This window comes from Paenibacillus bouchesdurhonensis (assembly GCF_900155685.1).
GTDB lineage: Bacteria > Bacillota > Bacilli > Paenibacillales > Paenibacillaceae > Fontibacillus > Fontibacillus bouchesdurhonensis.
This window is the reverse complement of the sequence record NZ_LT732548.1, coordinates 3,721,008-3,735,955: the sequence shown is the minus strand read 5'-3', so window position 1 is coordinate 3,735,955 and position 14,948 is coordinate 3,721,008. Positions and strand designations below refer to the sequence as shown.

The following is a 14,948-nucleotide window of genomic DNA, read 5'->3' as shown; positions in this document are numbered from 1 at the left end:
AATATGAGCGATGCGTCCCGCAAGGTAGTCATTGTTGGCGGGGGCTTGACCGGACTTAGCGCAGCCTTCTATATTCGTAAATTTTACAAAGAAAAAGGATGTAAACCGGAAATTATAATCCTGGAGAAAGATAAGGTGCTCGGCGGCAAGATCGAGACGCTTCATCGAGACGGCTTTGTCATCGAGAAAGGGCCGGATTCATTTCTGGCCCGCAAGACAGCGATGATCGATCTGGCCCACGAGCTCGAAATCGACCACGAACTGGTGTCCACAAACCCGGAAGCCAAGAAGACGTATATCGTCAATCAGGGACGCCTCCATCCGATGCCCTCGGGTCTTGTGTTGGGAGTGCCTACTGAGCTGGGCCCTTTTCTAAAAACAGGGCTCGTCAGCTGGCGCGGCAAGTTTCGGGCATTGATGGATTTGGTTCGTGCGCCGCGGCAGAGCGCGGAGGATGAGTCGCTTGGCGATTTCATCGAGCGGCGACTCGGAGCGGAAGTGCTAAGCAATATGACAGAGCCTCTGTTAGCGGGTATTTATGCCGGGGATACTTACCGTCTCAGCCTGCAATCGACGTTTCCGCAATTTGGAGAAATGGAGCGGAAATACGGCAGCCTGATCAAAGGAATGATGACAGGCAAGAAGCCTGTAGAGACGCATACCGGTACGAAAAAAAGCGCCTTCCTAACCTTCCGTCAAGGGCTGCAAAGTCTTGTCCATGCCCTTGTACATGATTTGGACGATGTCGGGCAGCGGTTGGAAACGAAGGTAAGCTCCATTGAACATACCGGCAATGATCAAGCAGGCTATACGGTTGTTCTCGCTTCCGGAGAACGGATTTTCGCCGATGATGTTGTTGTGACAACACCGGCCTTTGCCGCTGCTGATTTGCTGCGCCCGCTCGTAGACGTAAGCGAGCTGGATGCGATTAATTACGTTTCCGTAGCGAACGTCGTGCTGGCTTTCGAGCGTGAGGACGTAAGCGGATCGTTTGACGGCTCCGGCTTCTTAGTTCCCCGTAAGGAGGGGCGCAATATTACGGCATGCACATGGACTGGCGTCAAATGGCTGCACACAAGCCCTGAGGATAAGATGCTCCTTCGCTGCTATGTCGGACGCTTTGGCGATGAGGAGAAGGTGTCTTATCCGGACGCGGATCTGATAGAGCTTGTCCGGAAGGATTTACGGGAGCTTATGAATATTACGGCAGAGCCGTTGTTCGTAGAGATTACCCGCTTGCCGAAGTCCATGCCGCAGTATCCTGTGCATCATTTACAGCATATTGCCGAATTTCGGGATAGGTTGAATCGAGAGCTGCCGGGCGTTTATGCTACTGGAGCGGCTTTTGATGGAGTCGGCCTTCCGGATTGCATTCGCCAAGCTAAGGAAATGGCCGAGCAAATGGCAGATAAGCTTGTCGTTCAGAAATAATCAATACGAATCAGGAACCCTTTCGCTTGAAAATAGGCGAAGGGTTCTATTTATTTCAGGTTACCTGATATAATAAAATCATTGGTGCAATGATTTTGCTCTCCATTGATGAAGAGAGTAATATAATGAGTGTTCAATCATGAGCTTGAACCATGTTTAAAGGAGTTTACGATGTATCCACCAAGATCAGAGAAATATCGGGCAAAAAAACAGGAGAAACAGCGCAGGTATAGCCGTTTCTGGCTTACACTTAATGTGTCTCTCATCATCGCGATCATCGCCTTAGGCGCCTATTATTTCGTTGAAGAACGCAATGCGCCGAGCGGCGGGAGAAGCGATGATCCGGCATCTTTGGAATATCCCGCAGACTACTCATCGGAGGAACCTGCTGGGAGCAGCGACATTTCGAAGGCGGATGAAGGGAGTCCTCAGCCTGCCCCGGAGCAGAACGGCCATCAGGCTGCTGACGAAATAGACGAAGGAACGGATCAGATTATACCTCCTGCTGATGAGGGGCACCCGCCTTTGTTCGAGGATCATGAACATGTGGAGACAGTTCATCTTCATTTTGCCGGAGATACGATTTTCTCGGGAAGCGTCGCATCGAAACTGGAGAAGGAAGGGTATCATTATCCTTATAATTATGTTCGTGACTTGTTCGTTAGCGACGATCTAAGCGTGCTTAATCTGGAGACTCCGGTCACGGATCGCGGTACGCCGGCGGAAGATAAATCATTCGTTTTCAAGGCATCGCCTAAGGCGCTGCCCTCGATGCATGAAGCTGGGGTAGATGCTGTGAATTTAGCGAATAATCATACGCTGGATCAAGGCCTCGAAGGCCTGCTCGATACGATGAAGCATTTAAACGACAATAAGATTCATTATTTTGGGGCAGGGAAAAATAGGCAGGATGCTTATGCTCCAGTTTACCTGGAGCGCAAGGGGATTAAAATTGCTCTCTGCGGATTTAGCCGGGTTATCCCTCACGCAGACTGGGCTGCCGGGAAGAACAAGCCTGGCCTGGCCGTGGCTTATGATCCTAAAGAGGCTGTCAAAGCGGTACAAGGCGCTCGGGAGAATGCCGATCTCGTGATCGTCGTTACCCATTGGGGGAAAGAACGAACGACAGAGCTGGAGAAGCACCAGACATCCCTGGCGCACAGCTTTGTTGATGCTGGAGCTGATCTGATCATCGGCGGCCACCCCCATGTGTTGCAGGGCTTGGAACGATACAAGGGCAAATGGATAGCCTATAGTACGGGGAATTTTATTTTTACTAAAAAGTCAACAGCCCCAGATACTTGGGACACCGCGGTATTTGAAGCGAAATGTACGAAGCAGGGCGATTGCCAAATGAAATTGCTCCCTTTCCGCACGGAGATCGGCCAGCCCATTCCATTAAAGGGTGAGGAAGGGATTCAACTGCTAAAGAAAGTAGAGAGCTTGTCGAAGGACATTAGCATTGATAGCCATGGACATGTGCGCAGTATGATTGAAGGGTAATTATTTCCTAATTTTTTTATGTCATCGGCGCGTACAAATGAAAGGTTACGAATTGCTGAAGGAGGCCTCTAGAAATGAACAACTTATGTGTGGCTCACCGGGGCTTCTCAGGCAAGGCTCCTGAGAATACGATGGCCTCAGTGCGTATGGCCATGCAAATTCCGTATGTGCAGTGGGTGGAAGTAGACGTGCAATTGACCAAGGATGGCGTTCCCATACTGATTCATGATTTCACCTTGAATCGGACGACGGATGGGCGCGGGCCAGTGAAGGAGAAGACGCTGGAGGAGTTGAAGCGGCTCGATGCCGGCAGCTGGAAATCCAAAGTATTCAAAGGAGAACGTCTGATCACACTGGATGAGTTCCTAAAGGGCGTATGCGGGCGGCTCCGGGCCAATATTGAAATAAAAACTCGAGGGAACTTATACCCGGGGATCGAAGAAAAAGTGGTGGCTGCGATCAAACGGTATCGGATGGAGCATGATGTGGTGCTGACCTCCTTTGAACCGCGAATATTGGCTAAAATAAAAGAAATTGCGCGCGGCATTCACACCGGGCTCATTATTGAAGGCAAGCCAAAGGATTTGCTGTTGCGGCTGGAACTGCTGCGCTGTTCTTTTCTCTCCATCAGCCATCGTTATTTAAGCGCGGATTTGGCTTCTCGGGCCGCGAAGCTGGGGATGAACGTTATGGCTTGGACGATCGATGACGCACGGACAATGCGCCGTGTTGCGGCCCTGCATGAAGATATACTTATTTGCACGAATCGTCCCGATGTATGGCAGGATGCCATGCTTTAAACTGAGGCTAGGAGCTTTCTAGGATTTGAACTTTAGGAGGCGCTGCTTTCGATGAAACAATTAATCAGAAATATATATTGTGTTGGACGGAATTACCGCCTGCACATTGCGGAGCTCGGCAATGATGTCCCGTCCGAACCGATGATTTTTATGAAGCCTTCCCATGCGGTTGTGCCGATGGATGGCAGTACGATCGGTCTGCCGGAAGGGCGCGGGGAAGTTCACTATGAGGCTGAGCTTGTTCTGCGCATAGGCCGGGATTATCAGCCTGGAATGAAAGTCGATGACCTCGTAGATGTTATTGCCTTCGGTATCGACTTTACGCTTCGCGATGTCCAGAACAAGCTGAAGGACAAGGGACACCCCTGGACGGCGGCCAAAGCTTTCTTGAACTCGGCGCCTATGACGCCTTATATTGCTTTTCCCGGGGAGGCAGATACGGCTAGGGAAAATTTTGCGCTTCGCAAGAACGGTGAAGTCGTTCAACAGGGCAACATCGGCAATATGATTTTTTCCTTGCAGCAAATCGTTGATTATGTCGCGAAGAACTATGGACTAGGCGAAGGCGATTTAATTTTTACGGGAACACCAGAGGGAGTAGGGCCTGTAGCCAACGGAGACAAGCTGGAGCTGGTTTACGCCGGACAGGTTCTGGGCAGCTGTAACATCCAGCTTGGCTCTGTTTCAACTTCATCAATATGAACTGGATCATAGGAGCTATTTGCGCGATTGCCGTATCAGCAGCAGCCTACTGGAAAAGATCGCTCAGCTTGTCGGGCATGATCGCCGCTGCGGTGATGGGTACGGTATATTTCGGGGCTGGAAATTTGTTTTGGTTTGGCATCTTGCTGCTTTTCTTTGTTTCATCGAGCGTATTCTCCAAGCTGAAAGCAGATCAAAAGCGGGAGACCGAGAAAAGCTATGCAAAATCGGGCAAGAGAGATGCTGCACAAGTGATGGCTAACGGAGGGCTCGGGATGGCTGCCTGCGTAGGCAACGCGCTTTGGCCTAACCCGGGATGGGCTTTATTTTTTGTCGGTGTGATGGCCTCGGTCACCGCGGATACTTGGGCAACGGAATGGGGCAGCCTTAGTCGGAAGCCGCCGAGGTCGATCGTGAATGGGAAGCCTTTATCCCCCGGTACATCTGGAGGAGTGTCTTTGCTTGGCAGTACAGCAGCTTTAGCAGGAGCGGCGATCATTGGAGGGGCTGGCTGGCTGCTAATCATCTGGAGTGGTCTGACCTCATATATATATTTGCCGCTTTTCTATTGGATGATGATCGGCAGCTTGTCCGGCTTTGCCGGGGCGATGCTGGACTCTTATTTAGGGGCTACGCTGCAAAGCATGTATCGCTGCCTTGTCTGCGGGCGCAGCGTAGAGGTGACTAGACATTGCGATGCGAATACAGTTCCTCTGCGGGGCTTGAAGTGGTTGAATAATGATATGGTAAATATGATCAGCTCCCTCGCGGCGGGAGGTATTGCTCTAGTTCTGGGAACATGGCTAATTGAGGTTGTGCAGAAAGCTGGACTCGGTTGACGAGCTGTTCAAATGGTGTAAGCTGGCAGTTGATAAATACGTAATTTATGCAAAGTAGGGAACAAAATGAATATTTTGACGATTGAACAAATATCGAAAAGCTACGGGGATAAGATTCTATTTAATGATGCTTCTTTCGGTATGGAAGAGTATGACAAGATCGGCGTGATCGGCGTAAATGGAACAGGGAAGTCCACCTTCCTGCGCATTGTTGCGGGACTTGAGGCGCCTGATTCCGGCCGTGTCGCCGTGAACAACGATGTGCGGATCGCCTGCCTGCCTCAGAATCCGGATTTTGATCCAGAGGCGACGGTGCTGCGGCAGGTGTTCCAGGGCGGCGATCCATTGCTGCAAACGGTATTCGAATATATGAAGTCGGTTGATAAGCTTGAATTGAATCCTGCGGATGAGCACCTGTCGGCCGAAGTGATGAGATTGAGCCAAGAGATGGATCGGCTTCAGGCTTGGAGTTTGGAAAGTGAAGCGAAAAGCGTGCTGTCTAAGCTAGGGATTACCGATTTTGGGGCTAAGGTTGGGGAGCTGTCCGGCGGACAGCGGAAACGGATTGCTCTCGCCTCGGCGCTTATTATCCCCTCTGAGCTGCTTATTCTGGATGAGCCGACGAACCATATCGATAACGAGTCGGTCGCCTGGCTGGAGTCTTATTTGCAGAGACGCCGCGGAGCCCTGCTCCTTATTACACATGATCGTTATTTCCTGGATCGGGTATGCAATGTCATGCTGGAGCTGGATCATGGACGTCTGTTTCGCTATGAGGCGAATTACAGCCGTTTCCTTGAGCTGAAGAGCGAACGCGAGGAGCGGGAAGCTTCAGCCGAGCAGAAACGGCAAAATCTGCTGCGCACTGAGCTGGCCTGGATCAAGCGAGGCGCAAGGGCAAGAACGACAAAACAGAAAGCAAGAATAGAACGGTTCGAGAAGCTGCAAGAGGAGAGGACGGAGTATAAGAGCGACCAGCTCGATATTTCGGTAGCCTCGACCCGGCTTGGACGAAGAATTGTGGAGATTTCTGAGTTGAGGAAGTCCGTCGGGGATCGGCTTTTGATCGAGGAGTTGAACTATACCGCTGTTCCAGGGGATCGCGTCGGCATTGTCGGCCCGAACGGCAGCGGCAAATCGACGCTGCTCAATATGATCGCCGGTCGCTTGGAGCCGGATCATGGCTATGTTGAGCTGGGCCAAACGGTGAAGCTGGGATTTTTCACACAGGAGCATCAGGAGATGGATGACAAGCAAAGGGTCATCGAGTACATCAAGGAGGAGGCGGAGGTCGTAACAACAGCTGACGGCTCGCGTATAACAGCCGCGCAGATGCTGGAGCGCTTCCTGTTCTCGCCGACCATGCAGTGGACACCGATAGGCAAGCTTTCGGGCGGAGAGAAGCGCAGGCTATATTTGCTCCGCGTCCTGATGGGAGCTCCGAATGTGCTGCTGCTGGATGAGCCGACGAATGATCTCGACATCCAGACGCTGACAGTGCTGGAAGCTTATCTGGATGAATTCCCTGGTGCCGTGTTCGTTGTGTCCCATGATCGCTATTTCTTGGATCGTACGGTGGATAAAATTATGGCCTTTGAGGGCGAGGGTGTTGTTGCCGTCCATGTCGGCGATTATAGCGATTATGAAGAGCGGCTTCAGCAGCTTGCCAAAAGCTCAAGTGCTGGATCAGCTAAGGGAGAGGGGGCTGCCAAGAGCAAGGAAGCCTTCTCGGCGGCATCCGCTTCTGATAGCACGAGCGGGAAAGCAGCCGGTACAGGAAGTCATAAAGATCAATCCCGCGTAGAGAAAGTGAAGTTTAGCTATAATGAACAGCGGGAATATGAGGCGATCGACGAGCTTGTTGAAGCTGCAGAACAGCGGCTCACCGATATCGCTGCAGCGATGGAGCAAGCAGCCAGTGATGCAGCCAGGCTGCAGGAGCTGATGACGGAGCAGCAGGAGGCAGAGGCTGAGCTCGAGCGGCTCATGGATCGTTGGACGTATTTAAATGAGCTGGCCGAGAAAATTGTGCAGCAGCGAAGCTAATACAACGAAGCTTATGGTTCGTTATAAACTATATTTCGTTAATGAACTATATAAGATGAACTAAAGAATGGGATACAGGCAAGGGAGGATGACCATTCCGAAGAAACGGATGGGGCTGTCCAGCAGTCGGTTTTTACTGACTTTTGGGACAGCTCCGTTTTTTTTATGAAAGAAAGCCGCTGCGGGAGCATAGGCTGGAGGTCGTCTTTGCGGCCGGATTTGTGATCGAATTTGTACCTTTTATGAACCTGAAACCTCTATCATCTAAGAAATCTGGGCTGACTATAAATTTAGGAAAAACTAAGAAATCTGAGGCTGACTAAATAATTTTGGGAAAACTAGAGTAGCCAGGACGACAGTGGTCGTAAGGAACATTTCATGTACTTGCCCACACCCATTTTGATAGTTCGACTTATATAATTGGATTTATGGTAGCTAGTTTCTGCAGCGGGGATGAGAAGGTAAATTTAAATGGATTTCATGTCATTCGAAGAAGGGAAATGCTAGTCATAGGTTAGACTCTTGATTTTAGACGCATAGAATCCATCTAATCCCCAGAAACATTCGTTTGGTGCATAATTAGGTACATGAATTCCATTTGGCGAACGATAGTTTTTTGGTATACATGCTCCCCCTGCCCCCCATGCCCGTATAGCTCCTAAATCTAGTTCCTCAGATAAGCTTAAACTCCCGACCTTTAATCTCCATTAAAAATCCCCCTAGAATTCATCGGTTAAACCAAGGGGTTTACCAATGTATATTCTAAGGGGCGATTCAAAGACACCTCTTCTGCGGGATTGCTCCTCATTTGTATTGCGAGTTGCAGGCTTTCTACATCAATCTCGTGTCGGTTAAGGCGAGTTATTGCCCTTTTTGCGTTGTTTGTTGGCAGCATGCGGTCACTCTGCCGCTCGAATCAGCCAATAACGTAAGCCGCCAGTAATTTGGTCGTGTTCAGGATCGCCTGCTTATGCGTCCGTTCCATGGCGTGAGAAGCGTGTACCCCTGGGCCGAGCAGTGCGGCGCGAATGTTGCTGCCGCCTCTTAGTGCTGCAGAGGCGTCGGAGCCGTAGTGGGGATAAATATCTACGACAAAGGGAATTTTCAGCTCCTCCGCCAGCTGGATCAGCCTGCCTGTCATTTCATAGTCATACGGGCCGGTGGAGTCCTTGGCGCAAATCGATACATCCGTTTCCTTGCAGTTCAGGTCATCGCCCATGGCACCCATGTCCACCGCGATCATCTCCTGGATGCCGCCTGGAATCCAGGAGGCGCCGTGCCCGACCTCCTCATAGTTGGATATGAGGAATACGAGGTCATGCTTCGGCTGCCATCCTTCGCGCTGGCTGGATTCCAGCAGCCCGAACAGGGCCGCAACACTCGCCTTGTCATCGAGATGGCGGGACTTGACGTAACCGCTTGGGGTAATGACCGGGCGGGCGTCGAAGGATATGAAATCACCCGTCATTATGCCCAGCTTCATGACGTCTTCTTTATTTTCTACAAGCTCATCAATGCGGACTTCCATATTTTTCTCTTCCCGTTTGAAATCTCGGGCATCGCTATATACATGTACAGAAGGGCGGGATGTTAATATTGTCCCTGTATAGGTTTTTCCGCTCCGCGTATGGATTGTACAATATTCATTCTCAATGCTCTGCATCATGAATCCACCTACGGAGGTGATTGCCAGCGTGCCCTTAGAGGTAATGGAGCGAACCATCGCTCCAAGAGTATCCACGTGGGCGCTGAGAGCGATGCGGCGCGATGAATCCTTGCCTTTTAGGGTAATTATGGCTCCGCCCTTCTCGTTTTGCGTATAGGGAAGCCCGAGCGCCTTGGCTTCAGACTCAATCGATTTCATGATGCGATGCGTGAAGCCGCTTGGGCTGGGCGTGTTTAGGAGCTTTGTCAATAAATTAAAAATGTAGGTTTCATTGGGTTGAATCTTCATGATATGCCTCCTGAATCATATGGACTCTGTTATTCTTATGATTTCTTATGCTTGTGGAGTAGAGGTATCTTCTTCAACAGGCTGCTGTTCTGCATCCAAATTTTCGTTTTCCGGGAATTCATATCCGGTCGCCTCTTGAATCTGAGCCAGCTTGACACTCAGGACTTTGACCTCCTTCTGCAGCCGGTATCCCCGGTAAATTCCGAAGGAGCCGACGATGATGCCGCCGATCAGAGTAGAGCCAAGAATAAGCAGAATAAGGGGAATATGTACTGAATTAAACAGCAGGTTCACTTGGACTGGCTCCACGTTGATTACGGCGAATACCGCAGTAATGAGAGCGAAGACGAGAGCGAGAATGAGAGACCATTGAATTTTCATAGAACCATGCACCATCCTTCCTGTATACAGTGTAAAATCCCTTACCCTAAAAGGGCAAGGGATTTATTAACTCTTATTGATCGGTTATTTCGTCAAATTTTCCATTTGCTCGACTAATTGCTCGAATACGCTCATCGCTTCGCGAATCGGCTCTGGCGAGGACATATCAACGCCGGCCTTTTTCAGGATGTTGATGGAGTAGTCGCTGCCCCCGCTCTTAAGAAAACCGAGATAGCGGTCAACGGCAGGCTGGCCTTCCTCAAGGATTTGCTTGGAGAAGCTGGTCGCCGCGCTAAAACCAGTAGCGTATTTATACACGTAGAAGCTAGTGTAAAAATGCGGAATTCGAGCCCATTCCATCTCGATATCCTGATCCACGGTCATCTCTTTGCCGTGATATTTCACGTTGAGATCATAGTAGATTTTGGACAACTCTTGCGGCGTCAAAGATTCGCCGGCTTCTGCCCGTTCGTGGATCAGCTTCTCAAATTCCGCGAACATCGTCTGACGGAACACCGTTGTCCGGAATTGATCGGCATAATAGGTAAGCAGGTACAGCTTCTGCTTCGGATCAGTCGATTTCTTTAATAAATAATCCATTAACAGAGCTTCGTTGGTTGTAGAGGCTACCTCTGCCAGGAAAATGGTATATTGGGCATCCCGATATTTCAGGTTCTCGTCTGAGAAGTAGGAGTGCAGGGCATGACCCATCTCGTGCGCGAGCGTGAACATGCTGTTCAGGTTATTCTTATGGTTGAGCAGCACGTAAGGGTGCGTTCCGTAGGCTCCCCAGCTGTATGCACCCGTTCGTTTGCCTTCATTCTCGTATACATCGATCCAGCGATTATTCAGACCTTCGCGCAGCATGTTAAGGTAATTCTGCCCGAGCGGCTGGAGCCCCTCCATCAGCATCGCTTTGGCTTCATCATAAGAAATATCCCATTTGTACTCTTCAACAAGCGGCGCGAACAGGTCGTACATATGCAGTTCATCAACGCCAAGCAGCTTCTTGCGCAGCTTCAAATAGCGCTGGAGCAGAGGAAGACTTTCGTGAATCGTATCGATGAGGTTCGTGTATACCTCTTTAGGAATATTGTCGCCATACAGGGACATTTCCAGGACGGAGGGATATTTGCGAACCCGGGAGTAGAACATGTTCTTGTTGATGTTGGCGCTAAGCGTAGCAGCGATCGTATTTTTCTGCTTGCCATAGGTTTCATAGATGGCTTTGAAGGCACGCTCTCGGACTTCACGGTTCGGATTCTCCAGAAATTGAATATAGCTGCCGTGGGTTAGTTCCACCTCTTTGCCATGTTCATCTTTAATTTTCGGAAATTTCATGTCGGCATTGTTGATCATTCCAAAAATTTGCTGTGGTGCCTGTGACAAGTTACCGACTTGGGCGAGCAACGCTTCTTCTGTCTTGCTGAGTACATGCGCCTTCTCGCGCTTGATTTCCTGCAAAGTAAATTTGTAATCGGCCAGCTTTGGATCGTTAATGTAGCTGTCCAGCTCTTCTTCCGGCAAAGACAAGATTTCAGGCGTGATGAAGGAAAGGGCTTCGCTAACCTCGACGCTGAGCTTCTTTGCCTTTTGTACGAGTGCCTGGTATGTAGGATTCGTTGTATCCTGGTCATGATTCAGATGCGCGTATACATATAAACGTTCAATCTGCAGGGAGAGGTCGTCCTCCAGAGCGAATACGGCTTTGATATGATCAGGCGTGTTCAGCTTTCCTTCGTAGTCTGCGGCTTTATTCTTGAGCTTCTTCAGCTCTTCGTAAGTATTGTCCCAGTCTTTCTGGCTTGAGAACAAGTCTTCTAATTGCCAGCTGTTCTCTGGCAGAACTTCGGAACGTTTAGGTATTGTAGTCATGGGTATCCTCCTTTGAATTGGATAAGCAGTCTGCCGATGGTGTGCTTCGGTCATGTCGCTGGGTATAGCTGCCATAAGAATGGAGGAGGATAGCAGGAGGGCGAGCAGGGGTTTGCTTTTCTTTGTCATCAGGAACCTCCCTCATCGCTTTTGGGGATTGTTCCAGTATGCCCTAGTTCTCCAGAATCTACTCTAAAAAAACGAGGCGGGCAAGCATGATGCCCATCCTGTTCTCCTGCTTATCTTGTATCCTTCTTCGGCATATAAGCTGCTTAGCGGCTCTATACCAGGAAGCTGTAAATGATCAGACCGAACGCAAAGGCAATCATCAAGCTAGCAAAAATGGCGAGCCAACGCCTGATTTTGGGTTGAACTTGATTCTTGCTCAGGATCAGCACGATACCGAGAGCGAATGCGGAAATGATGAAGATCAGATAATTTGAACTGTCCATTGGCTTGATAGTTTCTCCTTTATTAGGGTAATAAGGCGTACTAAACTTGCTTGAACGCATTCATGATGTCGTTCCATTCTTCTTCCTTGTCGAGGAATTCCTCTTTAGGGAAGCGGCTCTTAGCCCAGTTCATCAGTGCAGGCCGACTTAGAAACGTGTGGGATTCCTCGCCCCATTGATCGGAAATTTCCCGGAGGACGATATACTTGCCTTGAACTTCTACAGTCATCATATTCCATTTGTCTCTTTTGTATATTTCATGTTTTTTGATCATCTTTGTCGTTCTCCGATCATGCTTATTTAGTAGTTGTATTTTTTATGTAAAATGATAACTCACGCCCCGCACGAAAGCAAATAAAAACGACGAGAACGCCTTCCTTAAAAAATGCTTGCCTGCTAGGCAAATGATACGTTGCAATGTATCAAACCATGGAGTATAATATGGGTATTCGTCAATGATGGCGATTATTTTTAGGAGGTTGTTCATTTGAAAGGTACAGTTAAATGGTTTAACGCAGAAAAAGGCTATGGCTTCATTCAAGTTGAAGGCGGCGAAGACGTATTCGTGCATTTCTCCGCGATTCAAGGCGACGGGTTCAAAACATTAGAAGAAGGCCAAGCCGTTGAGTTCGAAATCACCGACGGTAACCGTGGTCCTCAAGCCGCTAACGTAATCAAATTATAAGATCCTTCCGTATTAGCGGATCACTTATAAAGTTTGGTTTCAATAAGGCTTAAATATGAAAGACACAGCTCACAATGGGCTGTGTTTTTTTGTTGTCGACAGAGGAAAGGAAGAGGAAGTGTTCGCCTCGAATGCGTCTTTGACCAGTTCGTGCAGCGAATGGTAAAATAACTGAAATAGCACAGATCGTACCAAGAGGGACTTTGAATAAGGAAGAGATTCAAGTCCCTTTATTTTATTAGGCCAACATAATCGGTGACATGCAGTTGTCACCAATCTCTTGTTATGATGTTAATGAATCGGGGAGATAGAGCTATGAAAAAGATGGATCGAATGCTAGCTATCATCCTGGCCCTTCAGCATCGGCCTGAAACGACGCAATCTCTAGCCAGCAAACTTGAAGTATCCCGGCGAACAGTGCTTCGGGATATGCAGGCGCTTTCTGAAATGGGGGTACCCCTATATGCGGAGAGCGGCCCAGGCGGCGGTTACCGCTTAATGGAGGGATATAACGTGCCGCCGCTTCAATTGGATGCAGAGGAGGCGATGACCGTGCTGCTGGCGCTAGAAGGGATGGCCAAGTATGCGGACGGGCCGTTCCAGCGGGCAAGATGGACGGTTATGGATAAGATCAAATCCGTTCTCCCGGAAGGGACACTGTCCCAAGTGAGTCCGCTGCTGAACTATGTTGAGCTGGAGGTGCCGGACAGATGCTACAGGGCGCCTTTTTTGAAGGAGTTGATGCGCTCTGCCGCAGAAGGGCGGTGGTTGCAGATTTATTATCGATCCCAGAATCATTCCCGTTATTTTGAAATACAGCCGACCCGAATTTATGCTGCTCATGGCTTTTGGTATTGTGAGGCCTATTCTGCGCTTCATTGTCAGGAGCGTACATTCCGTGTAGACCGGATAGATGAGATCCAGTCCATCAGTGAGCCGGCTGGAGCAAAAGGTACTATGGAATCAACGAAGGCGGCCGGTACCGATGATCTGCCTAAAGTGATACGCATTTGGGTTAAACTGACTTATAGGGGGGCGCTTCTCGTCGAGCAGGACTATCATATGGGACATCATGTGAAACAGACCGGAGACGAGACGTGGGAGGTTGACTTCGACTGTCCTAGAAGCGAATGGAGCTGGGCGGTCTCCTTGTTTTACAGTCTTGGAGTGGATGCAGATGTGCTGGAGCCGCAGCGATTGAGGGCGGATATTCTGGAGCGTGCCCGCCAAGTCGTGGAGCGCTATACTACTAACTAGTAAAAATTGAAGGCGGCATAATATATCACCTTGTTCAGTCAGCTGCAGCCTATTTTGAATCCAAAGGATAGAGAGGGGAAGGACATGAGTGATTCTGTAGAAGGCCAAGAAACGTTGAAGCGGGCTAGGAGTTTTATATTTAATAGCGCTCGCTTGCTCGATCGAATGCGATTTGTGTATCATTTTGAGCATGGTTCCAGGGAGGACGTAATTCGGGCTCTCGAGCCATATCAGAACAGGGACGGCGGATTTGGGCAAGCCCTTGAGCCGGATATGCGCTGTCCAGATAGCCAGCCCGTTACTACAGAAATGGCAATTTCGCTTCTTAAGGAGGTTGGCGGCTGGGATTCGAAGCTAGTTCCGGCGCTGCTGGCCTATTTGGAAAAACTGACGCTTCCCGGCGGAGGTTTCCCGCGAGCGACGACAGCCGTCAATCATTATGGGCATGCCCCCTGGTGGGCGACGGAAGAAGACGACATACCTTCCTTGAACCCCACTGGAAAGATTGTCGGCCTTCTGTTAAGCAGCCCGCTTCGGCAGCAATTATGTGATCAAGATTGGATCCAGGCTCACTTGGCTTTTCTGTGGCAGATGTTGGAGGGAAGCCGCCCTGGCGACTATCATGATGGAGAGCAGTGGCTGGTGTTTCTAGCTAATGCCCCAGACTCCGAGCGTGCAGCCAGCCTCTATCCTGTGCTCGATGAATGGCTTAGCTCTCCGGGCGTAATAGAGAGAGATCCACATGCCGTCGGGTATGTACAGAAGGTGCTCGATTATGCTCCCACGCCTGAAAGCTATGCCTACCGCTTTGTTACAAAGGATGAGGCGGAGCTGCATTTGGACGAGCTTCAGAAACAACAACAAGCCGATGGCGGGTGGCTGATTTCTTGGCCGGCTGTAAGTGCGGCCTCGGAGCAGGAATGGCGGGGGTACGTCACGATAAATCATCTATTGACGCTCCGCGCGTATGGACGACTATAAGAAGAATGCAGAAAATAGCTGAATGAACCTAAAATAACGGAC

At 49.7% G+C, this 14,948-nt stretch carries 14 protein-coding genes; 9 read left to right on the top strand and 5 right to left on the bottom strand.

Annotated features, from left to right (window positions below):
- Positions 1 to 3: 3 nt before the first annotated feature.
- The 6 genes from hemG (at position 4) to CZ379_RS20880 (ending at position 7,321) form a co-directional block, all read left to right on the top strand.
- On the top strand, positions 4 to 1,431 hold the full coding sequence (gene hemG / locus CZ379_RS20905; protein ID WP_110933389.1) for a protoporphyrinogen oxidase: 1,428 nt from the start codon (positions 4 to 6) through the stop codon (positions 1,429 to 1,431).
- 171 nt (positions 1,432 to 1,602) lie between these two features.
- A complete protein-coding gene (locus tag CZ379_RS20900; RefSeq protein ID WP_110933388.1) occupies positions 1,603 to 2,934 on the top strand; it encodes a CapA family protein in 1,332 nt (443 codons plus the stop codon).
- A 74-nt stretch (positions 2,935 to 3,008) separates the two neighbouring features.
- Entirely contained in the window at positions 3,009 to 3,734 is a 726-nt protein-coding gene (locus tag CZ379_RS20895; protein WP_110933387.1) for a glycerophosphodiester phosphodiesterase, read from the top strand.
- Between the two features lie 51 nt (positions 3,735 to 3,785).
- The gene (locus tag CZ379_RS20890; RefSeq protein ID WP_110933386.1) at positions 3,786 to 4,436 is read left to right on the top strand and encodes a fumarylacetoacetate hydrolase family protein; all 651 of its coding nucleotides are present in this window, start codon (positions 3,786 to 3,788) and stop codon (positions 4,434 to 4,436) included.
- Positions 4,433 to 5,275, top strand: a complete 843-nt coding sequence (locus CZ379_RS20885; RefSeq protein ID WP_110933385.1) for a DUF92 domain-containing protein — start codon at positions 4,433 to 4,435, stop codon at positions 5,273 to 5,275. The genes CZ379_RS20890 and CZ379_RS20885 overlap by 4 nt, the downstream gene beginning before the upstream one ends.
- A 66-nt stretch (positions 5,276 to 5,341) precedes the next feature.
- Positions 5,342 to 7,321, top strand: coding sequence for an ABC-F family ATP-binding cassette domain-containing protein (locus CZ379_RS20880; protein ID WP_110933384.1), 1,980 nt, complete (start codon positions 5,342 to 5,344; stop codon positions 7,319 to 7,321).
- Positions 7,322 to 8,237: 916 nt separating this feature from the next.
- Here CZ379_RS20880 and CZ379_RS20875 read toward each other — a convergent pair.
- The 5 genes from CZ379_RS20875 to CZ379_RS20860 form a co-directional block, all read right to left on the bottom strand.
- Positions 8,238 to 9,275 (bottom strand): M42 family metallopeptidase, encoded by a 1,038-nt coding sequence (locus CZ379_RS20875; RefSeq protein ID WP_110933383.1) that lies wholly within the window; start codon positions 9,273 to 9,275, stop codon positions 8,238 to 8,240.
- A gap of 45 nt (positions 9,276 to 9,320) precedes the next feature.
- Positions 9,321 to 9,656, bottom strand: a complete 336-nt coding sequence (locus tag CZ379_RS20870; protein ID WP_110933382.1) for a LapA family protein — start codon at positions 9,654 to 9,656, stop codon at positions 9,321 to 9,323.
- Positions 9,657 to 9,740: 84 nt separating this feature from the next.
- The gene (gene pepF / locus CZ379_RS20865; RefSeq protein ID WP_110933381.1) at positions 9,741 to 11,531 is read right to left on the bottom strand and encodes an oligoendopeptidase F; all 1,791 of its coding nucleotides are present in this window, start codon (positions 11,529 to 11,531) and stop codon (positions 9,741 to 9,743) included.
- A 281-nt stretch (positions 11,532 to 11,812) separates the two neighbouring features.
- On the bottom strand, positions 11,813 to 11,983 hold the full coding sequence (locus CZ379_RS26355) for a hypothetical protein (RefSeq protein WP_164515158.1): 171 nt from the start codon (positions 11,981 to 11,983) through the stop codon (positions 11,813 to 11,815).
- A gap of 40 nt (positions 11,984 to 12,023) precedes the next feature.
- Complete coding sequence (locus CZ379_RS20860; RefSeq protein WP_110933380.1) at positions 12,024 to 12,257, bottom strand: hypothetical protein; 234 nt, start codon at positions 12,255 to 12,257, stop codon at positions 12,024 to 12,026.
- A gap of 213 nt (positions 12,258 to 12,470) precedes the next feature.
- On the opposite strand from CZ379_RS20860, the gene CZ379_RS20855 reads away from it, so the two are divergent.
- The 3 genes from CZ379_RS20855 (at position 12,471) to CZ379_RS20845 (ending at position 14,906) form a co-directional block, all read left to right on the top strand.
- Entirely contained in the window at positions 12,471 to 12,668 is a 198-nt protein-coding gene (locus tag CZ379_RS20855; protein WP_018750471.1) for a cold shock domain-containing protein, read from the top strand.
- 315 nt (positions 12,669 to 12,983) lie between these two features.
- On the top strand, positions 12,984 to 13,925 hold the full coding sequence (locus CZ379_RS20850; RefSeq protein WP_110933379.1) for a helix-turn-helix transcriptional regulator: 942 nt from the start codon (positions 12,984 to 12,986) through the stop codon (positions 13,923 to 13,925).
- A gap of 84 nt (positions 13,926 to 14,009) precedes the next feature.
- Positions 14,010 to 14,906, top strand: coding sequence for a hypothetical protein (locus CZ379_RS20845; RefSeq protein WP_110934487.1), 897 nt, complete (start codon positions 14,010 to 14,012; stop codon positions 14,904 to 14,906).
- The last annotated feature ends 42 nt before the right edge of the window (positions 14,907 to 14,948 follow it).